Source organism: Mesorhizobium sp. B2-5-13, from assembly GCF_006440535.1.
GTDB classification, from domain to species: Bacteria; Pseudomonadota; Alphaproteobacteria; order Rhizobiales; family Rhizobiaceae; genus Mesorhizobium; species Mesorhizobium salmacidum.
In genome coordinates, this window is sequence record NZ_VFUI01000001.1 from 169,422 (window position 1) to 190,914 (window position 21,493).

23 protein-coding genes are annotated in these 21,493 nt (G+C 61.6%); 7 read left to right on the forward strand and 16 right to left on the reverse strand.

Annotated features, from left to right (window positions below; all coding sequences use genetic code 11):
• Positions 1 to 34: 34 nt before the first annotated feature.
• The 3 genes from FJ434_RS00890 to FJ434_RS00900 all read right to left on the reverse strand — a co-directional run bounded on the left by FJ434_RS00890 (position 35) and on the right by FJ434_RS00900 (position 3,000).
• Positions 35 to 736 carry a DnaJ domain-containing protein gene (locus FJ434_RS00890; protein ID WP_140750247.1) on the reverse strand — a complete coding sequence of 234 codons (702 nt, stop codon included), beginning with the start codon at positions 734 to 736 and terminating at the stop codon, positions 35 to 37.
• A 346-nt stretch (positions 737 to 1,082) separates the two neighbouring features.
• The gene (locus FJ434_RS00895) at positions 1,083 to 1,520 is read right to left on the reverse strand and encodes a DUF1489 family protein (protein ID WP_140505498.1); all 438 of its coding nucleotides are present in this window, start codon (positions 1,518 to 1,520) and stop codon (positions 1,083 to 1,085) included.
• Positions 1,521 to 1,596: 76 nt separating this feature from the next.
• Positions 1,597 to 3,000, reverse strand: a complete 1,404-nt coding sequence (locus tag FJ434_RS00900) for an L-serine ammonia-lyase (protein WP_140750245.1) — start codon at positions 2,998 to 3,000, stop codon at positions 1,597 to 1,599.
• 170 nt (positions 3,001 to 3,170) lie between these two features.
• On the opposite strand from FJ434_RS00900, the gene FJ434_RS00905 reads away from it, so the two are divergent.
• Positions 3,171 to 3,890 (forward strand): DUF599 domain-containing protein, encoded by a 720-nt coding sequence (locus FJ434_RS00905; protein WP_140711688.1) that lies wholly within the window; start codon positions 3,171 to 3,173, stop codon positions 3,888 to 3,890.
• Here FJ434_RS00905 and FJ434_RS00910 read toward each other — a convergent pair.
• The 6 genes from FJ434_RS00910 to FJ434_RS00935 all read right to left on the reverse strand — a co-directional run bounded on the left by FJ434_RS00910 (position 3,863) and on the right by FJ434_RS00935 (position 8,322).
• Complete coding sequence (locus FJ434_RS00910; protein ID WP_140711690.1) at positions 3,863 to 4,660, reverse strand: YdcF family protein; 798 nt, start codon at positions 4,658 to 4,660, stop codon at positions 3,863 to 3,865. The genes FJ434_RS00905 and FJ434_RS00910 overlap by 28 nt on opposite strands.
• 109 nt (positions 4,661 to 4,769) lie before the next feature.
• Complete coding sequence (locus FJ434_RS00915; RefSeq protein WP_140505505.1) at positions 4,770 to 6,335, reverse strand: amidase family protein; 1,566 nt, start codon at positions 6,333 to 6,335, stop codon at positions 4,770 to 4,772.
• Complete coding sequence (locus tag FJ434_RS00920; protein ID WP_140505507.1) at positions 6,335 to 6,790, reverse strand: GNAT family N-acetyltransferase; 456 nt, start codon at positions 6,788 to 6,790, stop codon at positions 6,335 to 6,337. The genes FJ434_RS00915 and FJ434_RS00920 overlap by 1 nt, the downstream gene beginning before the upstream one ends.
• Before the next feature lie 7 nt (positions 6,791 to 6,797).
• Positions 6,798 to 7,085, reverse strand: coding sequence for an Asp-tRNA(Asn)/Glu-tRNA(Gln) amidotransferase subunit GatC (gatC, locus tag FJ434_RS00925; protein ID WP_140505509.1), 288 nt, complete (start codon positions 7,083 to 7,085; stop codon positions 6,798 to 6,800).
• Positions 7,086 to 7,173: 88 nt separating this feature from the next.
• Entirely contained in the window at positions 7,174 to 7,566 is a 393-nt protein-coding gene (locus FJ434_RS00930) for a hypothetical protein (protein WP_246673770.1), read from the reverse strand.
• Between the two features lie 48 nt (positions 7,567 to 7,614).
• Positions 7,615 to 8,322: a metal-dependent hydrolase gene (locus FJ434_RS00935; protein WP_140505513.1), complete on the reverse strand. Its 708-nt coding sequence runs from the start codon at positions 8,320 to 8,322 to the stop codon at positions 7,615 to 7,617.
• 123 nt (positions 8,323 to 8,445) lie between these two features.
• Between FJ434_RS00935 and ruvX the strand changes: the two genes are divergently transcribed.
• Positions 8,446 to 8,952 carry a Holliday junction resolvase RuvX gene (gene ruvX / locus FJ434_RS00940; protein WP_140505515.1) on the forward strand — a complete coding sequence of 169 codons (507 nt, stop codon included), beginning with the start codon at positions 8,446 to 8,448 and terminating at the stop codon, positions 8,950 to 8,952.
• Here ruvX and FJ434_RS00945 read toward each other — a convergent pair.
• The 3 genes from FJ434_RS00945 to FJ434_RS00955 all read right to left on the reverse strand — a co-directional run bounded on the left by FJ434_RS00945 (position 8,870) and on the right by FJ434_RS00955 (position 11,523).
• Positions 8,870 to 9,211: a DUF6105 family protein gene (locus FJ434_RS00945; protein WP_140750241.1), complete on the reverse strand. Its 342-nt coding sequence runs from the start codon at positions 9,209 to 9,211 to the stop codon at positions 8,870 to 8,872. The genes ruvX and FJ434_RS00945 overlap by 83 nt on opposite strands.
• Positions 9,211 to 9,759: a hypothetical protein gene (locus FJ434_RS00950; protein ID WP_140711883.1), complete on the reverse strand. Its 549-nt coding sequence runs from the start codon at positions 9,757 to 9,759 to the stop codon at positions 9,211 to 9,213. The genes FJ434_RS00945 and FJ434_RS00950 overlap by 1 nt, the downstream gene beginning before the upstream one ends.
• 135 nt (positions 9,760 to 9,894) lie before the next feature.
• The gene (locus FJ434_RS00955; protein ID WP_140750239.1) at positions 9,895 to 11,523 is read right to left on the reverse strand and encodes a DNA alkylation response protein; all 1,629 of its coding nucleotides are present in this window, start codon (positions 11,521 to 11,523) and stop codon (positions 9,895 to 9,897) included.
• Between the two features lie 171 nt (positions 11,524 to 11,694).
• On the opposite strand from FJ434_RS00955, the gene FJ434_RS00960 reads away from it, so the two are divergent.
• The 4 genes from FJ434_RS00960 to dprA are packed head-to-tail and all read left to right on the forward strand — an operon-like array spanning position 11,695 to position 15,730.
• Positions 11,695 to 12,675 carry an aspartate carbamoyltransferase catalytic subunit gene (locus FJ434_RS00960; RefSeq protein WP_140750237.1) on the forward strand — a complete coding sequence of 327 codons (981 nt, stop codon included), beginning with the start codon at positions 11,695 to 11,697 and terminating at the stop codon, positions 12,673 to 12,675.
• Positions 12,672 to 13,958, forward strand: a complete 1,287-nt coding sequence (locus tag FJ434_RS00965) for a dihydroorotase (RefSeq protein WP_140796804.1) — start codon at positions 12,672 to 12,674, stop codon at positions 13,956 to 13,958. Before FJ434_RS00960 ends, FJ434_RS00965 begins: the two co-directional genes overlap by 4 nt.
• 54 nt (positions 13,959 to 14,012) lie before the next feature.
• Complete coding sequence (gene plsY / locus FJ434_RS00970; protein WP_140510936.1) at positions 14,013 to 14,600, forward strand: glycerol-3-phosphate 1-O-acyltransferase PlsY; 588 nt, start codon at positions 14,013 to 14,015, stop codon at positions 14,598 to 14,600.
• The gene (gene dprA, locus FJ434_RS00975) at positions 14,597 to 15,730 is read left to right on the forward strand and encodes a DNA-processing protein DprA (RefSeq protein WP_140750229.1); all 1,134 of its coding nucleotides are present in this window, start codon (positions 14,597 to 14,599) and stop codon (positions 15,728 to 15,730) included. The genes plsY and dprA overlap by 4 nt, the downstream gene beginning before the upstream one ends.
• A 55-nt stretch (positions 15,731 to 15,785) precedes the next feature.
• Here the strand turns inward: dprA and FJ434_RS00980 are convergent, their stop codons facing one another.
• Positions 15,786 to 16,490 carry a Stf0 family sulfotransferase gene (locus tag FJ434_RS00980; RefSeq protein WP_181166006.1) on the reverse strand — a complete coding sequence of 235 codons (705 nt, stop codon included), beginning with the start codon at positions 16,488 to 16,490 and terminating at the stop codon, positions 15,786 to 15,788.
• Complete coding sequence (locus FJ434_RS00985) at positions 16,487 to 17,827, reverse strand: glycosyltransferase family 4 protein (RefSeq protein ID WP_140750225.1); 1,341 nt, start codon at positions 17,825 to 17,827, stop codon at positions 16,487 to 16,489. Before FJ434_RS00985 ends, FJ434_RS00980 begins: the two co-directional genes overlap by 4 nt.
• Before the next feature lie 195 nt (positions 17,828 to 18,022).
• Between FJ434_RS00985 and FJ434_RS00990 the strand changes: the two genes are divergently transcribed.
• Complete coding sequence (locus tag FJ434_RS00990) at positions 18,023 to 18,763, forward strand: hypothetical protein (RefSeq protein WP_140510930.1); 741 nt, start codon at positions 18,023 to 18,025, stop codon at positions 18,761 to 18,763.
• Between the two features lie 46 nt (positions 18,764 to 18,809).
• Here FJ434_RS00990 and otsB read toward each other — a convergent pair whose 3' ends face one another.
• Both otsB and FJ434_RS01000 read right to left on the reverse strand, forming a co-directional pair.
• The gene (otsB, locus tag FJ434_RS00995; protein WP_140510928.1) at positions 18,810 to 19,616 is read right to left on the reverse strand and encodes a trehalose-phosphatase; all 807 of its coding nucleotides are present in this window, start codon (positions 19,614 to 19,616) and stop codon (positions 18,810 to 18,812) included.
• A complete protein-coding gene (locus FJ434_RS01000) occupies positions 19,616 to 21,418 on the reverse strand; it encodes a trehalose-6-phosphate synthase (protein ID WP_181166005.1) in 1,803 nt (600 codons plus the stop codon). Before FJ434_RS01000 ends, otsB begins: the two co-directional genes overlap by 1 nt.
• Positions 21,419 to 21,493: the final 75 nt, after the last annotated feature.

Genomic DNA, 21,493 nt, shown 5'->3' on the forward strand with positions numbered 1-21,493 from the left:
AGGTATCTCCCGGAAAATTTTGCGTCGAAGGAGACTAGTTGTGATTGGAGAGCAAGACGTCCTTGGCTTCGTTAATCCGCGCCGCCAGGAAAGACGTGCCGCCGATATCGGGGTGCAGGCGCTGCATCAGGCGGCGGTGCGCCTTGCGGACATCCGCCGCGGCGGCCCCCGCTTCAAGACCAAGGACCTTGTAGGCCTCCTCCTTAGTCATGGCGCCCGGACTTGGCGCAACACCCAGCCCTTCGCCACCGTTCGTCTCAGCGTGTTTGCGCCAGATGGGAAATCTGCCGTCAAGATACGTCTCTAGCAACTGCCGGCTCTCCGGATCGCCGGAGAGCTCGCGGTAGAGATGCTGCAATTCCGCAAGGGTCATCGAGCCGAGCATCTTGCCATCGTGGCGGCCGGCCAGAACCAGCCCTTCAAGGCCGCCCGTGTTGTGATCGAGTTCCATCTCGAGTGCCGCTGTCCGCACGGTTGAGCGTTTTCCAGCAACCGGCCTGGCATTTGGCCGGCCTGTACGCGTGGCGCCGTACCAGGCGATTGCCACGAACAGGATGATGCCGCCGATGGCTTGATGCCCTACCAGGAGCACGGCGCCGCCGACCAGCGCCAGCAGGATCGGCCCCAAGGTTCTCATCCCGTTTGCGAGTTGCGCCGGATCCGCGCGGAGAAAGGCCGTGGCTACCCCCAGGAGCACCAGCAACAACGCGACCACAACGATAATTGCGCCTAACATTTCCCATCGCCCCGCAGGTATCCTGTCCGCCTGGACAGCCGCGTGATGTCCTTCAACACTTTTTCTGCGCCAGAATCATGGCCTTTACCCGGGCTGGAAGAGGACCATCGTGCGAACTGGTTCCGCAACGCCGCGGCCTGTGTCGACTTCGACGGTTCTTCATCGCGCATGGATTTGAAGATGTGGCGTTGTCCCGTCGCTTGCAAGTCCAGCACGAGGCAAGATTGAGGGCCAGAAAAAGTCTAAAGCACGTCGCGTCGAAACGGACCTATGCGACGCGCTTCAGAGGCTTTGTCTTTATGCATGTCGTTCTCCCAAAACCGAGGTCACTTTTGGGCGACATGCGTTAGAGCAAGCCGAGTTCGGCCAGCTCGCGCCTGAGTTTCGGCGGCATCTCGACCAATCCCGCCTTGCCCTTGCCGAGATCGGCCGGAGCGTCCGCTGGCTTCAGGTAACGCCAGCCCTGGAAGGCGCGGCGCGGCTGCCAGTCGGTACGCACCACCTCGGGATCGAGCATCAAATGGCAGCGGCCGATGCCGTCGTCATCGATGAACGGCCGTATCTCCGTGATCAATTGGCGGCATTGCACGCTGCCCTTGATCACCCAGTAGAGCGAGCCGCCATCGGTGACCTCGGCGCCACGTGTCGGCATCATGCGGGTGGTGTGCCAGTGTTCGGCTGGTTCACCGGCACGGCGGCGCTCGTCAAGACGGAAGGCGATCCACTCTTCGAGATCCTCGACACTGTCGCAGCCGACGCAAAGCTTTAGGAGATTGAGAGCCATTCGCTAAGGTTAATTCGGGGCGCCGAGACGTCAACGGCCTGACGGACTTCTCCACAGTGCCGGTTTGGGCCAGCCCTCAACACTCCACGACGTTGACCGCAAGCCCGCCAAGGCTGGTTTCCTTGTACTTTTCGTTCATATCGAGGCCGGTCTGGCGCATGGTCTCGATCGCGGCATCGAGCGGCACGAAATGCACGCCGTCGCCTTTGATGGCCAGTGACGCGGCCGTCACCGCCTTGACGGCACCCAGAGCGTTGCGCTCTATACATGGCACCTGGACCAGCCCGCCGACCGGGTCGCAGGTCATGCCGAGATGATGTTCGAGCGCGATCTCGGCGGCATTCTCGACCTGTTCGGGCGTGCCGCCCATGACGGCGCACAGCCCGGCGGCCGCCATCGCCGAGGCTGAGCCCACCTCGCCCTGGCAGCCGACTTCGGCGCCGGAGATCGACGCATTGGACTTGATGATGCCGCCGACAGCCGCTGCCGTCAGCAGGAAGTCGCGGATGCTCGGCTGGTCGGCCTCGGGATGGAAATGCAGCCAGTAGCGCAGCACCGCCGGCAGCGTGCCGGCCGCGCCGTTGGTCGGCGCGGTGACGACACGCCCGCCGGCGGCATTCTCCTCGTTGACGGCCATCGCATAGATCGAAAGCCAGTCATTGGCGAGCAGCGGGTTCGGCCGGTTCTGCTGCCACTGCTCCTGCAGCTTGTCATGCAGCTGTCTGGCGCGCCGCCGCACCTTCAGCCCACCCGGCATGATGCCGTCCTGCGACAGGCCGCGGTCGATGCAGCCCTTCATCGCATCCCAGATAGCGTCGAGACCGGTGTCGAGCGCCTCGCGCGACATCTGCGTTTCCTCGTTGGTGCGCTTCATGTCGGCAATGGAAAGGCCGCTCTTGGCCGCCATCTTCAGCATCTCGACCGCGTTCTTGAAGGGATACGGCACCTTCTTGCCCTCGGTCGTGACCGAGCCTTTTGCCTTCATCCGCTGCAGCTCTTCTTCCGAAACCACGAAGCCACCGCCGATCGAATAGTAGATGCGCTTGAGCAGCACCCGGCCGCCGGCGTCGTAGGCGTAGAACGCCATGCCGTTGGCATGACCGGTGAGCGGTGTCTTGCGGTCGAGCACCAGATCGGTGGTCGGGTCGAAATGGTAGGATGGGTGGCCGGGCGGTGAAATCAGCTTGTCGGCGGTGATGCGGCTGATGATGCCGTCAGCCTGGTCGGGGTCGACCGTTTGCGGCGTCTGGCCGGCAAGGCCGAGAATGACGGCACGGTCGCTGCCATGGCCGATGCCGGTATAGGCGAGCGAGCCATGCAGGCTGGCGCCGATGCGGTCGACCTTGGCGCCGGCGGGGCGCGGCCAGTCGTCGCCCGCGACCTCGTCGAGAAACCGGCGCGCAGCCGTCATAGGCCCCATGGTGTGCGAGCTCGAGGGGCCGATGCCGATCTTGAACAGGTCGAAAACCGAAAGGAACACGCTGTCTCCTGGATCATGTCGAGGACTACATATAGGAATTCCCGAGATGTTTCCGCTCTTTTGACAATCGCGGCGCAGCACCTGCCGACCTTGTTTGCTCCGGCAGCGACATTGATTGCCCGACGCTGCATGCGGCGATCAAAGCGATCAAGATGTGATAAATTCCCCCTATGGGCGATTCCTCCTATCTTTCGACGGCCGATCTCGCGGCGCTGGGCTTTTTCCTCCTCGCATGGGTGCTGCACACGCTTGCGTCCGATGGCAAGCTGGTTAGCCGCATCTCGCTGACGACTGCAATGAATGCCCAACGCGAGGCCTGGATGCGCACCATGGCCGAGCGTGAGATCCGCATCGTCGACACCGCCATCATGAGCGGCCTGCAGCAGGGAACCGCCTTCTTCGCCTCCAGTTCACTGATCGCGCTCGGCGGCTGTTTCGCCCTGCTTGGCGCGTCCGACCGGGTGCTTGAGGTGCTGAGCACTCTGCCCTTGGGCGGCGCGCCGTCGCGCTCGGCCTTTCAGATCAAGGTGCTGGGACTGGTGCTGATCCTGGCCTTTGCCTTCTTCAAATTCGGCTGGGCCTACAGGCTGTTCAATTACTGCTCGATCCTGATTGGCGCCGTGCCGATCCCACATGGCGAAGCCTCGCGCAATCACGTCACGCAAACGGCTGTGTGGCGCGCGACGCAAATGAATGTGCTGGCCGGCAAGCATTTCAATTCGGGCTTGCGCGGCGTGTTCTTCTCGATCGGCTATCTCGGCTGGTTCGTGGATCCGGTGGTGTTCGTGCTGTCGACGCTTCTGCTGCTGGCCGTCCTGATACGGCGCCAGTTCTTCTCGGCGGCGCGGCGCGCCGTGATCGGTCAGCCGCCCGGCGCCGGAAACGGCTGATCGATACGCCCGGAAAGCCAATAGGCGAAAAGTCCGATCCACTCGCGGACGGCCATGGTCGTGTTCTGCACTGAATCGGCCGCATTGTCGCGAAACAGCCCGATGCCTTCCCGACCGGAGGTGCGATAGTCGACCGGCCAGGGAACGGTTGAAAAACCGGCCTTGTCGAACAGCGCCTTGGCGCGTGGCATGTGAAAGGCTGATGTCACCAGTAGCCATGTCTCGCCCGGTTTGGGTTTGACCAGTTCGTGGCTGAAGACCGCATTCTCGTAGGTGTTGCGGGATTTGTCTTCGAGGATCAGCCGATCGGCCGGGACACCCAGCGCCTCGAGCAGGCGCGGAGCGGTGTCGGCATCACCTTCGCCGTCGAAGAACAGTGAGCCGTTTCCACCGGAGACGACCACCTTTGCCTGCGGGAAACGCCGGGCGAGGATTGCGGTCTCGACCATGCGATCGCCGCTGCTGTTCAATTCATAGCCGCCACGCGCGAGGTTGATGGCGCCCTCGAAGCCGCCGCCGAGCACGACGATGCCGTCTACCTTCGCCGGCAAAGGCGGCTTGGGAAAGCGTTCCTCCAACGGATTGAGCATCATGGCGCCAAATGATGTCCAGGCCGACAGCGCAAGGATCAGGAACGCCAGCACGCTGCCGGTGACGGCAAGTCGCCGCCGGCCGATCATCCCGGCGATCAGCCCCGCCAAAAGCAGGAAGATCGTCAGGTTGAGCGGCTGGATGAAGAACCAGAAGATCTTGGAAAGATAGTAGAACATCGCTCAACCCTTACGGCATCAAGGGCTCTGTAATGCTTTGGTTTTGCGCATGATTCTCTCCGAAAATCGATCGCGATTTTCGGGATCATGCGCCAGGCGAGCGGTACCCTTACCACCACTTCTCCGGCTGGAATGAGCCGGCCGCCTGCTCGATGACGGCGGCGGTCTGGAACAATGTCTCTTCCTCGAACGGCCTGCCGATCAGTTGCAGGCCGAGCGGCAATCCCTTGGGATCCAGGCCGGCAGGCACGGCAATGCCCGGCAGACCGGCCATGTTCACGGTGACCGTGAAAATGTCGTTGAGATACATCTTGACCGGATCGGCGGCCATGTCCTCGTCGGCTATGCCAAAGGCGGCGGACGGTGTAGCCGGCGTCAGGATGACATCGACGCCGGCGGCGAAGACGTTTTCGAAGTCGCGCTTGATCAGATTGCGCACCTTCTGAGCCTGCAGATAGTAGGCGTCGTAGTAGCCGGCCGACAGCACATAGGTACCGATCATGATGCGGCGCTTGACCTCGCGGCCGAAGCCGGCGGCGCGGGTCTTCTCGTACATCTCGACGATGTCCTTGCCCGGCACGCGCAAGCCGTAGCGGACGCCGTCATAGCGGGCGAGGTTGGAAGAAGCCTCGGCCGGCGCGACGATGTAATAGGCAGGCAGCGCATACTTGGTGTGCGGCAGGGAGATGTCGACGATCTCGGCACCGGCATCCCTGAGCCAGGCAATACCCTTCTGCCACAGCGCCTCGATCTCCTCCGGCATGCCGTCGACGCGGTATTCCTTGGGAATGCCGACCTTCATGCCCTTGATCGGCTTGCCGATCGCAGCCTCATAGTCCGGCACCGGCCGGTCGACGGACGTGGTGTCCTTCGGATCGGCCGAGGCCATCGACTTGAGCAGGATCGCGGCATCGCGCACGTCGCGAGCGATCGGCCCGGCCTGGTCGAGCGACGAGGCAAAGGCGACGATGCCCCAGCGCGAGCAGCGGCCATAGGTCGGCTTGATGCCGACCGTGCCGGTGAAGGCGGCCGGCTGGCGTATCGAACCGCCAGTGTCGGTCGCCGTCGCACCGGCACACAGGAAGGCTGACACAGCGGTCGCCGAGCCGCCGGAAGAGCCGCCCGGCACCAGCTGTGCATTGTCGAGGCTGCGCTGGGTTTTCGTGCCACCGGCCGAAACGAAGCCGCCGTCACCCTGATGTGTCGTCGGCATCACCACCGTATCGAGGCGCGAACGCCGCCACGGGTTGATGACCGGGCCATAGTAGGAGGTCTCGTTGGACGAGCCCATGGCGAATTCGTCCATGTTGAGCTTGCCAAGCATGACCGCGCCGTCGGCCCACAGATTGGATGTGACAGTCGATTCATAGCGCGGCTTGAAGCCGTCGAGCACGTGGCTGCAAGCCTGGGTATGGACGCCTTCGGTGCCGAACAGGTCCTTGATCCCGAGCGGAATGCCCTCCAGCGCACCGCCCTCGCCCTTGAGTAGCCTGGCGTCCGACGTCTTGGCCATGTCGCGCGCCTTGTCGCCGGTCACCGCGACATAGGCATTGAGCGTCGGATTGGCGCGATCGATCGCCAAGAGATAGGCCTCGGTGATCTCGGTCGCGGTGATCTCCTTGGCGCGCAGCTTGGCGCGGGCCTGTGAAATCGTCAGATGGGTCAGGTCGCTCATCAAAGGCTCTTTTCGTAAAATACCGACCACTCGGAATCGGGATAATCCAGCACCGGGCCGCAACGCGAGAAACCGGCACGTTCATAGACGGTCCAGGCGGCGGGATGGCGATCGCCGGTCTCCAGCACCAGCCGCTTAAGCCCTTCATCGCGCGCCAAGGCTTCAACGCGTTCCACAATCCTGGCACCGATCCGCCGACCGCGATGCGACGGCCTGATATACATGCGTTTGACCTCGCCAATGGCGCCGCCATGGCGCTTCAGCGCTCCACAACCAATGGCGGTGCCGTTGTCGCGGGCGATGAACACGGTCGTGTCATGGCCCGCCATCTGCTCGACCGTCAGATGGTAGCAATGCTCCGGCGGCGTCAATTCGAGCAAGGTTTCGTTGAGTTGCCTGACCAGGTCGCGCACGTCATTCTGCAGCGGCGTCTCGATGGCGATCTCGATTGCCATCGACGCCTTACTCCACGACCTTCGGCACGAGGAAGAAATTCTCGTCGGTCGCCGGTGCATTGGCGACAATGTCGGCCGCGTTGTTGCCGTCGGTGACGACATCCCCGCGCTTCTTCATCTCCATCGGGGTCACCGAGGTCATTGGTTCGACGCCGGAAACATCGACCTCGTTCAGTTGTTCGACGAAGCCCAGTATGGCGTTCAACTCGCCGGTCATGCGCTCGGCATCTTCCTCGCTCACTGCGATGCGGGCGAGATGCGCAACGCGCTTCACTGTCTTGACATCAACGGACATGTATTCGCCTCGGGAAAAACCAGTCCGCGCTATAGCGGCGCGGCGCGCGGCGCGCAACATGCGCCGGCCGACAATCGGGCAAAGAGCTTCATGGCAGCTCAACGCCTTCGCATAGATAATAGCTGCCGCTGTTACCGCTCGCCTCGCTCTCATCGTCGATGGGCCGGACCGAGACGAGATCGAGCTGCGTCGGGCTGATCCGCGTCACCGACAGGACATCGGGAAAGACATAGCCCGGTTCCTGGCAGATGGCCGTCACCGCCCAGCTCGGCGAGCGCGTCGCCTTGCTGACCTGCACGAACTCGCAATTGTATTCCACGCCTTGCAGGCCATTCTTCGAAAGCACGGTGTTGCCGGCATCGACAAGCGTCTGCAGCGTGTCCTTTTTAGCCTGTACGCAAAGTTCCTCGGACTGGAGATAGACGCCTTCGATGAAATCATCCGCGGCGAGCGCGGGCGACGCCGCGACAAACATCGACATCCAAAGAGATCGCCCCAACGCCATGGATTTGTTCCGCTTTGGTTGTTTCTAGATGGTAATCGTTTCCCCGATGTTCGGCAATGCGACCTTGACGCCGGAACCTTCCATGCCGGCTTCGAACTTCTCAGGCGTCGGATCGATCATCGGAAACGTGCCGAAATGGCAAGGGATAACCGTGTCGAACTTGAAGAAGCGGCGGCAGGCAAGGGCTGCCACCGCGCCGCCCATGGTGAAGCGGTCGCCGATCGGAACAATACCGATCTTCGGCTCGTGCAATTCGTTGATCAGCGCCATGTCGGAAAAGATGTCGGTATCGCCCATGTGGTAGAGCGTCTTGTCTTCCGGGAAATGCAGAACCAGCCCGCCCGGATTGCCGAGATAGACGTTCTTGCCGCCCTCTTCGCCAAACGAGGAAGAGTGCAGCGCCTGGACGAAGGTGGTGGTGAAGCCGCCGCAATCGACCGTGCCGCCGATATTGCCGGGATTGATCCCCTTGTCGCTGACGCCCTTGCCGACCAGGTACATGCAGATCTCGAAATTGGCGACCAGTTGCGCGCCGCTCTTGCCGAGCACTTCCAGCGCGCCGCTGATGTGGTCGCTATGCCCGTGTGTCAAAAGAACATGCGTGATCCCTTCGGCCGGCCCTTCCCAATCGCCCGTCCAGGACGGGTTGCCGATCAGATAAGGGTCGATCAGGATTTTCGCGGCACCCGTTTCGATGCGGAAGGCCGAGTGGCCGTACCAGGTCAGTTTCATGAATGCATTTCCTCGATTTTTGCCGAGCCAGACGATAGAACGCCGATAGCCCAGATATCAAAGGGTATAGTGTCCGCCGCGCATCCGAAAAGACGCGTGGCGCCGAAAAGACGAGGAAAACCGTTGGCTGTCATCACGATTGAGCAATTGCCGGCACGGCTCGCCCATGGCAAGACCCTGGCGGGGCTCGATCTCGGCGACAAGACGATCGGCGTCGCTGTTTCCGACCGGGGTTTCTCCTTCGCTCATCCCCGCCCGGTCATCCTCAGAAAGAAATTCTCACTCGATGCCGCCGTCCTTTTGGCATTGCTGGAGAAGGAGAATGTCGGTGCGGTGGCGATCGGACTGCCGATCAACATGGACGGGTCGGAAGGCCCACGCGCACAGAAATCGCGCGCCTTCGTGCGCAACATGGCGCAGCTGAGTGACCTGCCCTTCGTGTTCTGGGATGAGCGGCTATCGACGGTCGCGGCCGAACGGACGCTGATCGAAATGGACTTCTCGCGCGCCAAACGTGCCGGCAAGATCGATTCGGCGGCAGCTGCCTTTATTCTGCAGGGAGTTTTGGACCGGCTTCAGTCGCTCGATGCTGCCGATCGAAGGGAACCTGAACCACCGACCTCTGCCTGATCCAGCCGGTGATCTCACTGCGGCGGCGAAACGCCCACAGCGCCATAAGCAGAAAACCGTCGAAGATGCAGGTCTTGGCCACCATACCGGGGATGATGGCTGGATCGATACCGAGTATCTGACCGTAGAGTTGGAAGAAGAAGTCGTGCATCTGCCGGCTGAGCATGACGTAGCCGAAATTCATGTCGTTGGCCGACAGATAGAACCAGCCCCAGAACAGCGCCATCGGGCCCGCCCACAACGCGAAGATGTAGCGCATCAGCGACCTCCCTTGCCGTTCGAGCCGGTCCGGCCCGATATCAGGGAGAGCAGCGAATTATGCGCCGCGGCCTTCGCCATGCTGTGCGCCGTGGCGTGGAATTCGTCCTCATCCAACGCAGCTACGGAACGCCGTTCGGCGAGCATCGCGACATAGGAAGCCAGAAGTGCGGCCAGTTGCACGGCCACCACCATGAACAGACCGTTGATGCCTTGGGCCGCGCCGCCGATCAGAATCATCGACATCACGCCGGAAGCTGAAATAAAGGCGATGCGAATGACGCTGTCGGCGCCCGGGCTGGACGCGTCGTTGATCAGCGTATCGACAAAGGCCCAGAAGAACAGTACCGCCACGACCAGCAACGCGGTCGCCAGCGGAGCGACCACGACGATATTCTCCAGATTGATCAATCGGGCGCTCTCGACGGCCACCCCGAGTACGCCAAGAGCCGCCGCCACACCTCGATTTCCATCGATACAAATCAGCGCGAGCAGGCCGAAAACGATCGCCCAGTGCACGGACAGAAAGGAGGTCAATACGTGTCGCATCGTGATTCCTGCTTCGACAGGAATGACAGTGGGCTTTGCGGTGCGCTGCCGCAATGGAAACCATTTGTTAAGGTTAACGGCGGCTGGGCCGGTGAAGATTCCGGCAACGCCCTCGGATGATGAATGGCATCGCTGTCAATTCACCGTCGGATAGAGCGTATCGATGATCATGCGCGCATCGTGACGAGAATCGAGCATACCGTAGGTATTGCGCCACTGGCCCGCGAGCCGCGTCTCGACGAAAGCGTCGGCGATCCGCCCTGCCCCCAGCCGGCGCAACTCGGCCGCCGCCGCCGACAGCGCAAGCTGTTCCGTCAGCAGCCGGGCCGAGCCCTCGTCGGTCGAAGCGACCTGCATGGCCGCCTTCAGAACACCGACCGTGCCGCGTCCGCCGGCACCCAGGTCGCGGTCAATGCCGCCCAGCACCTCTTCGAAAAGGCCCGGGGCGCGGCCAAGCACGCGCAGCACATCGAGCGCCATGACATTGCCCGATCCTTCCCAGATCGCGTTGACAGGTGCTTCGCGGTAATAGCGCGCGAGCGGAGCTTCCTCGACATAGCCATTGCCGCCAAGGCACTCCATCGCCTCATAAAGCAGCGGCGGCGCGATCTTGCAGACCCAGTATTTGACGACCGGCGTCATGGCGCGGGCGAACGCCGCCTCGCCGCGATCGCTCGCCGCCTCGTCGAAGGAACGCGCCAGCCGGAACGAGAGCGCGGTCGCCGCGGCGACATCGAGCGCCATGTCGGCCAGCACCCGCTGCATAAGCGGTTGCTCGATCAGGGTGGTCCCGAACACCTGGCGATGACGAGCATGATGGATCGCTTCGGCCAGCCCCGCTCGCATGATCGCCGAAGACGCCACCGCGCAGTCGAGCCGGGTCAGCGTCACCATGTCCATGATCGTCTTGACGCCGGCGCCGGGCTCGCCGACCATCTCGCCGATGGCGTTGACGAACTCGACCTCGGAAGACGCGTTGGAGCGGTTGCCGAGCTTGTCCTTCAGCCGCTGGAAGCGAAAGCCATTGCCCGACCCGTCGCCGAGCACGCGCGGCACCAGGAAGCATGACAGCCCCTCCGGCGCTTGCGCCAGCACTAGGAAGGCATCCGACATCGGCGCCGACATGAACCATTTGTGTCCCGTCAGGCGGTAGAACCCACTTCCGACGCGTTCCGCCCTGGTCACATTGGCCCGCACATCCGTGCCGCCCTGTTTCTCGGTCATGCCCATGCCGAGCGTCAGCCCGGTCTTCTCGACCGGCGGCTTTTGGCTCTGGTCATATTTGCGCGTCGTTACGCGCGGCGCCCATTCGCGAAACAGTTTTGGACTGGCCATCAGCGCCGCCAGCGAGGCGCTGGTCATGGTGATGGGGCAGAGGTGTCCGGTCTCGAGCTCGGCGGTCAGGTAGAAACGGGCGGCCCGCACCTGATGGCGGCGGCCAATCTCGGCGTCGCCATTTTCCCAGACTGAAGAGTGCAGGCCGTTGGCCACCGAACGGCGCATCAAGGCGTGGTAGGCGGGATGGAATTCGACCAGGTCGATGCGCCGTCCCTGGCGATCGTGGGTCCTGAGTTTCGGGGTCTCGACATTGGCGAGGCGCGCCAGTTCCTGGGCTTCTTGCGTGAGCACGAAACGGCCAAGCCCATCGAGATCCTTGCGCACCGGATCCGAAAAGCGCTCGGCAAGCTGGATCAGCAACGGATCGCCTCGCCAGGCGTTGCCGCCCGTCAACGGCGGCGGCTGGTTCGTCACGTCGTCGGTCACGCCCAATCCTTCTAGAAAGGCCCTATCGTCGGAAAGCCTCGAATCCGAGGCCATCGGCTAGATATAGCCCAAGCGTTGCCGCGCGCGCGACGAAAATACCGGGGAGAACGGCGTCAATCCAAAGCGGGTGCTTGCGGGCGCGAAATCCGCACCCTATAGCAGCCCCTTGAGATGACCGACGCTTCGTCCCTGCCATTCTATCCTCACCGCCATCTTCTGGGCATCAGCGATCTTTCGCCCGCCGACATCGAGTTGTTGCTCGACAGGGCGGATCGGGCGGTCGCGATCTCGCGGCAGTCCGAGAAAAAGACCTCGACGCTGCGCGGCCGCACCCAGATCAACCTCTTCTACGAAGCCTCGACCCGCACGCAGTCGTCCTTCGAACTGGCCGGAAAACGGCTCGGCGCCGACGTCATGAACATGTCGGTGGCGAGCTCTTCCGTGAAAAAGGGCGAAACGCTCATCGACACCGCGATGACACTGAACGCCATGCGGCCCGATATATTGATCATCCGCCATCAGTCGGCAGGCGCGGCGGCCCTTCTGGCGCAGAAGGTCGGCTGCTCGGTGGTCAATGCCGGTGATGGCGCGCATGAACACCCGACACAGGCGCTGCTCGACGCGCTCACCATCCGCCGCGCCAAGGGTCCGCTGTCGAAGCTGATCGTGGCGATCTGCGGCGACATCCTGCATTCGCGCGTGGCGCGCTCCAACATCATGCTGCTCAACGCACTCGGCGCACAGGTCCGCGTGGTGGCGCCCTCGACGCTGTTGCCCTCGGGCATCGAAAGGATGGGCGTCATCATCTGCCGCTCGATGGCGGAAGGCCTCAAGGACGCGGATGTGGTGATGATGTTGCGCTTGCAGCGCGAGCGCATGGCGGGCGCCTTCGTGCCGTCGGTGCGCGAATATTTCCGTTATTTCGGCCTGGATGCCGAGAAGCTGAAGGCGGCCAAGGACGACGCGCTGGTCATGCATCCCGGCCCGATGAACCGAGGTGTCGAGATCGCCTCCGAAATCGCCGACGGCCCGCAAAGCGTCATCCAGGAGCAGGTGGAAATGGGTGTCGCCGTGCGCATGGCGGTGATGGAAGCGCTGCTCGATCCCCGTCGTAATCAAGAGGGCCGCAATCAAGGGGGCCGCGCCGCATGAGCATCACGGTCTTTGAACGTGCCCGCATCCTCGACCCTTCGCGCGGCATCGACGAAGTCGGCTCGGTCATGATCGATGGCAAGAAAATCGTTGCCGCTGGCAAGGCAACGCTGAACCAGGGCGTCCCCGACGGCGCCACGGCAATCGACTGCGCCGGCAAGGCGATCATGCCAGGTTTGATCGATGGCCGCGTCTTCATCGGAGAGCCGGGCGGCGAGCATCGCGAAACCATCGCTTCGGCGAGTGTCGCCGCGGCCGCGGGCGGGGTGACGTCGATCGTCATGATGCCCGATACCGACCCGGTGATCGACAATGTGGCGCTGGTCGAATTCGTGCTGCGCACCGCCAAGGATACGGCCGTCGTCAACATCTTTCCGGCCGCCGCCATCACCAAGGGCCTCCACGGGCGCGAAATGACGGAGTTCGGCCTGCTACGCGAGGCGGGTGCGGTCGCCTTCACCGATGGGCGGCATACGATATCGAGCGCGCTGGTGATGCGCCGCGCGCTGACCTACGCGCGCGATTTCGGCGCCACCATCGTCCATGAAACGCAGGATGCCGACCTTGGGTCCTCGGGCGTCATGAATGAAGGCCTGTATGCCAGTTGGCTCGGTCTTTCCGGCATTCCGCGTGAAGCCGAATCCATCCCGCTCGAGCGGGACCTCGCGCTGGCGCGGCTGACGCGCGGTTCGTACCACGCCGCGAAGATCTCGACGGCAATGGCGGCAAGCGCCATGGCGCGGGCGAAGGCTGACGGCGCGGCAGTGACATCGGGCGTATCGATCCACAATCTGTCGCTCAATGAAAACGACGTCGGCGAGTACCGCACCTTCTTCCGCCTGACGCCGCCGCTGCGCGCCGAGGAAGACCGGCTGGCTGTGATCGAGGCGGTGAAGGACGGAACGATCGATGTCATCGTCTCTTCGCATGATCCGCAGGATGTCGACACCAAGCGGCTGCCCTTCGCTGACGCCGCTGCTGGCGCCATCGGCCTCGAAACCCTGCTTGGGGCGGCCTTGCGGCTCTACCACAATGGCGACGTGCCTTTGCTCAGGCTGATCGAAACCTTGTCCACCGCGCCGGCGAGGCTGTTTGGATTGCCCGGCGGCACACTGAAGCCGGGCGCGGTAGCCGATCTCGCCCTCGTCGATCTCGATGAACCCTGGATTGTCAGTGAAAGCGGCATCCGCTCGCGCTCGAAAAACACATGCTTCGAAGGCGCACGACTGCAAGGCAAGGTCTTGCAAACGCTGGTGGCGGGCCGCACAGTATTTTCTGCCTGAGCCGGCGGTAACCATGCCACATCGAGCATGGTTGTGGACAATGCGGGGGAAACAATGACTTACGGCCTGATCCTGGCGTTGGTGTTCGGTTATCTGCTGGGCTCAATTCCGTTTGGCCTGCTGCTCACCCGCGCGGCCGGCCTTGGTGACGTACGCAAGATCGGCTCCGGCAATATCGGCGCCACCAATGTGCTGCGCACCGGCAACAAGGGCCTCGCCGCCGCGACCTTGCTGCTCGATGCGCTGAAAGGCACGGCCGCCGTGCTGATAGCAGGCCATTTCGCGCCTGAGACGGCGGTCTGGGCTGGCTTTGGCGCCTTTCTGGGCCACCTGTTTCCGGCATGGCTGAGGTTTAAAGGGGGCAAGGGCGTCGCGACCTATCTCGGTGTGCTGGTCGGCCTTGCCTGGCAGGTGGCGTTGATCTTCGCCATTGTCTGGCTGGTGATGGCTTTTCTGTTCCGCTTCTCCTCGCTGGCAGCGCTGGCTGCGGCCGTCGTCGTCCCGATCGCCCTGTATTTCATGAGCACACCGCGGATTGCAGTGCTGTTCGTGGTGATGAGCATCATTGTCTTCATCAAACATCGGGAAAACATTTCGCGGCTGATTGCCGGCACCGAAGGCAAGATCGGAGCCAAGGGGTGAGCGAACCGGCCGCCGGGCCGCGTCTCACCGATCGCCAGCGGCTAAGCTGGCTGCGGCTGATCCGCACCCAGAATGTCGGCCCGGCCTCTTTTCGCGACCTGATCAACCGCTTCGGTTCGGCCGAGGTCGCGTTGGAAATGCTGCCGGAACTGATGATTTCCGGTGGCGCCAACCGGATCGTGCGCATCCCTTCCGTTGCCGAAACCGAGGCCGAGATGGAGGCCGCGAGGCGGATCGGTGCACGCTTTGTCGGCATCGGCGAGGCAGACTATCCGCCGCTGCTGCGCAGCATGGACAATCCGCCGCCGCTGCTGGCGGTCAAGGGTAATGCCGCGGTGTTCCGACTGCCGGGGGTCGCGATTGTCGGCGCCCGCAACGCGTCGCTTGCCGGCATCAAGATGGCGCGCATGCTGGCAGCCGATCTCGCAAGAGAGGGCTACGGCATCATCTCCGGCCTGGCGCGCGGCATCGACACAGCGGCGCATCAGGGCAGTCTCTTGACCGGTACGGTCGGAGTGCTCGCCGGCGGCCTCGACCTGCCCTACCCGCCCGAAAATACCGGCCTGTGCGATGATATTGCCGAGCGCGGCGCCATCATCTCGGAAATGCCGTTCGGCTGGCAGCCGCGTGCCCAGGATTTCCCGCGCCGTAACCGTCTTGTTGCTGGTGCTGCCCTTGGACTGGTGGTGGTCGAGGCAGCGCAGCGCTCAGGCTCGCTGATCAGCGCCAGGCTTGCCGGCGAGATGGGCCGACTCGTCTTTGCGGTCCCCGGCTCCCCACTCGATCCGCGCGCAGCCGGTACCAACGGCCTGCTCAAGGACGGCGCCACGCTGGTCACCGAAGCTTCGGACATATCCAGGGCGATCCTTCCACTGACCGGCATGCGAGCGCCTGAGGTGCTGCCGTTTGAAGACCCGCCCGATTTTTCGGCAACGCCGCCACCGGGCGAGAGGGACCGCGCCAAGGTAATCGAGGCGCTGGGGCCGACACCGGTGCCGGTCGACGAAATCATCCGCCACACCGGCCTACACCCGGCCCAGGTCTTCATGGTGCTGCTGGAACTCGACCTCGCCAGTCGCCTCGAGCGCCACGCGGGTGGCAATGTTTCGCTGGTTTTCGGGGAAGGCTGACGACAGCGCCGCCTGCAATTCCCGCAGTATTCCATCGCGACGGCATGTGACAACCTCATACGATATCCAACACATTTGGATTGCCCTGCTCTAACTTGAAACGATGGGCCCATTCGAGGTTGATCGAGTCTCGCTGTTTCTGGATGACGACTTTGCTGAAATCCTGATTGGGCTGCAGTTGCAGGCCCATCATATCGGCGACTTTGCGGACGGCATCCTGTGGGTTCGCGACAACTAGCTCATATTCGAGTCTTAGAGGTTCGATCCCCGTTCGTGCATAGAACATCTCCCAACGCGCCCTTTCCCGAACCAGCACATCGAGCTGCCTCCGAATCAGTTCGGCATCGAAAACCGCCGGCTGGTTTGCGGGCTGGCTCGATCGGTACTGACCCGTTTGGATCGCCCTTGCCCAAGATACCGCCTGACCGAGAAGGTCTCGCCTGGAAAGATACACAAAATGAAGATTTGGAAGCGCATTGATCCAATCGATTTCTCTCGAAATCCAATCATGCTGGTGCGCAAAGATTTTCAGGCCGTAGATACGATTGGGCGTCGCGCCCATGGTGAGAATTTTCTCGACTTGGCCGACGATGCATTCAGGGAAGGTTGGATCATTAAAAAATCGACGACCCCTCCAGTTGAAATATTCAAGCGGATGTCCGAGCACGCCGGTACTGCTAAGATGCTGACACAGGAAGTTGCTGCCAGATCTTGGCGATGTACAAATTGAATAGCCACGAATTCCGTCAGCTACCTTCAAATTCGCTCTCGCATCCTGAGAAGAATCTTTCGCAAAAATAGAGGGGTCGAACTGTTATATAATCGTTTGAGTTTGCTTGCCAAATCCGAAAGAACTGCCAGATTCTGATCTATTCGAGACAATGTGTCTCGGGTGATTTCGGTCACGTTAACGATCGAAGCTGACGCGTGGGAGAGCGAATCAAGTTGGGCCGTATCGAGCTTGATGGAATTGACCTGTCCACCAAGGTCGGCCAACGCCACTGCACTGCCCTCTAGGGTTTCTGTGTTTGACTGCAGCAACTGCAACAGCGAGGTTTCAGGGCCGACCAACCCGTGCAGTTCCTTGGCAATCTGGAGCCATTTGCGAGGTGAGGCTGAAACACCAATCTCTTCGATCCAGCAAGCGGTGGCGAGCGACCGTTCGTCTGCCGTGGTAGCAGAATTGGCCTGTATGGCCTGATCATAAATTCGAAGATGTTCCTTGATGAAGTCGCCTGCACCTACCGTTCCACGAAAATAGGCTGTCACCTCGGCGGCATCGTCGGCATCAAACCTCGAGATCGCCTCCAACAGATCGTGGATTGTGGTCGGTCTGGTCAGAAGTCCGACGCCGAGGTTCATGCGCCGCCACATTTCCATGTTTCCTGCAGTCAGCAAGCCGGCGAAGCCACGTCCGTCGCAAACCACAACCGAGCACCCCACTGCTGCCGCCTCGATAGCCATTCGGGCAGTCGCAAACACGATGTCGTACTCGAGCAGATCTTTTTCGAGTTGATATGAGTACCGGCCTGTTGCGGACCCCAGCTCATCGAGGTGAATTCCGCTTTTGAGGCAGGCTTCTCGCACTGCTTGCTGGTGCTCGAAATTCTTGGTTAGCAGCAGCCCCCTCTGCGGCCTCGAGGGCAGCCGCGGTCGCTGCTTGAAACGTTCGAGATCAACCGCATTGAAAACAATATCCAACCTGTCTGCCGGCACACCCCGTGAGAGGCATCTTGCTTTGCACGCCTCGTCCACCGCGATCCAATGGCGAATCTGTGGATGGAGCATCGGGGCCTCGACCTCGAAGAAGGCGCTATGACAGGAGAATACGGCCGGCACATCAGGAAATCTGGCGACCGCGGTCAGACAGGGAGTCAGATGCTGCCCGTGGATCACATCGGGCCTTTCGATAATCTCCGCGATCCGATCAACCACTTGGTGCCCGCGGCTGCGGAGCCTGTCAGCCATGTCGCCAAGCATCGGCGCTAACAACATAGTTTGATGCCCCGCGCCGCGAAGTCCGTCGGCAAGCAATTCCACGACGGATTCCGAGCCGCTATTTTGCGACACAAACAGGTTGGTTATCAGTATCCGCAAAGGCGGCCTCCTTGCCTGTTCCGCATTGGCGACAAAGACAATGGGTGCTAGGCAGCGTTTCTTAGTTCGAAGCCATTGACCAGACAAGGATTCCAGATGCCGTCCAAACTTGCGGGACCGTTGCACAGCATTTCGACGCAACCTGATTTCGGCCTCCGGCTGGGCAATGCCGGAGTATGACTAGAGAGCGACCACATGCCTGAAAAGTTGCAACATGTGCTGATCCTCGCACATCCAGGACATGAGCTCAGAATCCATCATTGGCTGGAGCTTAGCAGGCCGCGAGTGTATCTGCTCACGGATGGCTCGGGCGGACGTAACCAGGCTCGAACCAAATTCTCGCGCGAGGCGGTGGACGCCGCCGGTGCGACTGCCGGAGCAATCTTTGGCGAAATTCCGGATTCCGCCTGGTACAAAGCGCTGTTGACCACGGACGGTGGTTTCTTTGCCGACGTGCTGAGGCAAATTCGTCTCGATTTGATGGAATTTCAAGACGTTCAAGTCGTTTCCGATGCGGTCGATGGCTACAATCCTATTCACGATCTCGCATGCGCGTTTGGTAATGCTCTTAATGGCAGGCTGCACGGCGCCAGACCGGGCCACAAGCACCTTTGTTCGGCGGCGGTTCCCAACGTGCCGGGACTTGTCGAGGTGGAAGTTCAGCTGGATTCGGCAGCCCGCGCCAGAAAGATAGCAGCGGTCAAAGCTTATACGCCGCTTGCAGATGAGGCTCGACAAATTTTGGATCGAGACCCGCAGTGTTTCGATAGGGAACTTCTCATCTCGCAGAATTTCGACTGGAACAAGTCCTGGACCCCTGAATGGGAGCGGATCGGCAAAGAGCGCGTCGCGAGGAAGCTCTACGATAGATGCATCACCTACCGAGAGAATGTGCAGCCGGTGGTACAGCAATTGATGCTTAAAGGCTTCTGCTGAACTGGACTGTCATCAACTCTTGAATTCTTCGACAAGCATTATTCCTTCAGTCCCGCCCGGCCTTTGCCCGAACCGTCTTGCCGAACGAGCCGGCGGTGACGGACTGAGTCTGGCTCACCGCAGCCAGCCAAGCCAAGGCCTCGCCAACCCCGGCAAGCACGTGGCGCGCCGCTGTCGGTCCGCTCGGTTTGATGCGGATCGAGATGCCGTCCATCTCATTCACGGCCTCAAAACCATTCTCGTCGGATGTGTCGTCGCCAAGAAACACCGGCCGCCTCCCCTCGAAAGCCGGCAGATCCAAAAAGCGCCTGATTGCCGCTCCCTTCGCCGCCTCCAACGGCATCAATTCAACGCCGGCATTGCCAGCCAGCACCCGATACCCCGCGGGCAACCTGTCCAGCGCCTGCTCGACCAGTTGCGTCGCGCGCTGCAACAATTGCGGTGCCGCGCGTGTGTGGATTGCGAGGATCGGACCCTTGCGCTCGATATAGACGTCCGCACTACCCAGCTCCGCTTCGATTTCCTCGGCAAGCGCCGCAATGTCGGCCGGCTCTCCCGCCGCCTCGACCGGACCATCACGCGTGAGCCTGTGCTCAAGGCCGTAAAGCCCGGCGGCGCGCAATCTGAGGGGCTGGAAAAGATGATCGACCGCGGCGATCGACCGTCCCGTGATGAACGCCAGAGCTCCGTCCAATTGCAATTCGAGCCCCGCCAACAGCGTCCGCAATTCATCGCCGACAACCACCGCATCTGGATGCGCGGCATGTTCGAGAAGCGTGCCATCGATATCGAGGAAAAGACACCACGCATTCTGCGGGACATTGGGTTCGGTCAAGTTTGACAATGTCGACATCACAGCGCTGCCACGCGCTTGCGGTCGAGCAGCGATATCACATTGCCAGAAGAACCGGGGCCAGAAGAACCGGGGCCAGGAGAACCGGGGGCGCCATTGACGGCACGATCGACCGCATCGCGTTTGCGCAGGCGCGCCGCATCGAACAGCATGCTGCCCGCCCATCGATAGACATTGTTTTCGCGTACGACCTCGCGCATGCGTCGCATGCGCTGACTTTGCTCTTCCGGTGACATGGTCAAGGCTTGCAGCAGGGCGTCGCCCATCATCGCCGCGTCATAGGGATTGACGATCAACGCCTCCAGCAGCTCCTTCGACGCGCCGGCAAACATGCTGAGCAGCAGCACGCCCTGTTCATCCTCGCGCGCCGCGACAAACTCCTTTGCAACTAGGTTCATGCCGTCGTGAAGGCTGGTGACCATGCAGACGTCGGCGGCCCGGTAAATCTCGTAGACCTGTGTTTGCGAGTGATGTTCGGTCACCAGCACCACCGGGGTATAGCCTTCACGACCATGGCGCTGGTTGATATCCTCGGCATGGCGCAGACATTCCTCGTACAATTGTTGATAGGCAGGCAAGGTGCCGCGGCTTGGCGCGGCGACCTGCAGGAACGCCACCTTGCCGATCCATTCCGGATGCAGTGTGAGCAACTCATCGAGCGCGTTGAGGCGGTCCAGGATGCCCTTGGTATAGTCGAGGCGTTCGACGCCCACGCACAGCCTGACGTTTTCGGCAAAGCCGAATTTATCGCGGATAAGCCGGCGACATTCTGCAACGGCAGGCAGTTTGCTCAGACGCGGCGGCTCCCATTCGATTGAAATCGGATAGGCGTGAACCAGGCTGATCTGACCGCCATAGGAGATGGCGGAATCCTCACGCTCGATCCTGCTCTCCAGGAAGCGGTCGACGCTATCGATGAAGTTGTTGCAATGGAACTGGGTGTGAAAGCCGACGATTGAACTGCCCAGCAATCCTTCGAGAATCTTCTCGCGCCATGGGCAGATGCTGAACACCTCTGAATTCGGCCACGGAATGTGCCAGAAGGTGATGATGATCGCTTCCGGCAGGCGCTCCCGGATCATCCGCGGCAACAGCGCGAAATGGTAGTCCTGGACCAGCACGATGGGCCGCTCGTTACGTGCCTCCGCGACGACGGTATCGGCGAATTTACGGTTGACCGCCTCATAGGCCTCCCAGTCGGAGGCGCGGAATATCGGCCGGGTGAAGGCTATGTGGCACAGCGGCCAGAGCCCTTCATTGGCAAAGCCCAGGTAATAGCCTTGCAGTTCTCCCTCGCTCAGCCAGACGCGGCGCAACGTATAGGAAGGATTTTCAGGCGGCACCTCGACGCGGTCATTTTCGTCGACGACAAGCGGATCGGCCGAACCGCCACCATAGGCGATCCATGTGCCGGCGCAGGCGCGCGTAATCGGCTCCAGCGCGGAGACCAGCCCGCTGGCGGGCACGACCAGTTGGATTTCGTCGCCGTTGCGGTTGTGGATATAGGGTTCGCGGTTTGAAACCACGATCACCTGCGCATCGGGAAGTTCCTTCGCCAAAATGTGACGCAAGGTTTCCGGCGACCATTGGACGAGCGCGGCGGTCGTGGATTGCCCGTTCTTCTCGAATTCCGGCAACGGACCGCGAATGGGTTCTGCTTCATACCTGGCGAGCTTCGCGCTCCTGGCCTGTCCCCGCGACATTACCACCGCAAGCGCGACACATGCGATACCGACAATTGCGAGAATGAAGAGCCACATTGCGGCCGAAGGGACGACCAGATACCAACTGTTGTCGGGCATTTCGAATTGACTACCTTTCAATGGGACGCGGCAAGTCCACCGACAGGATCTCCGGCATCCATGACGTGGTGATCC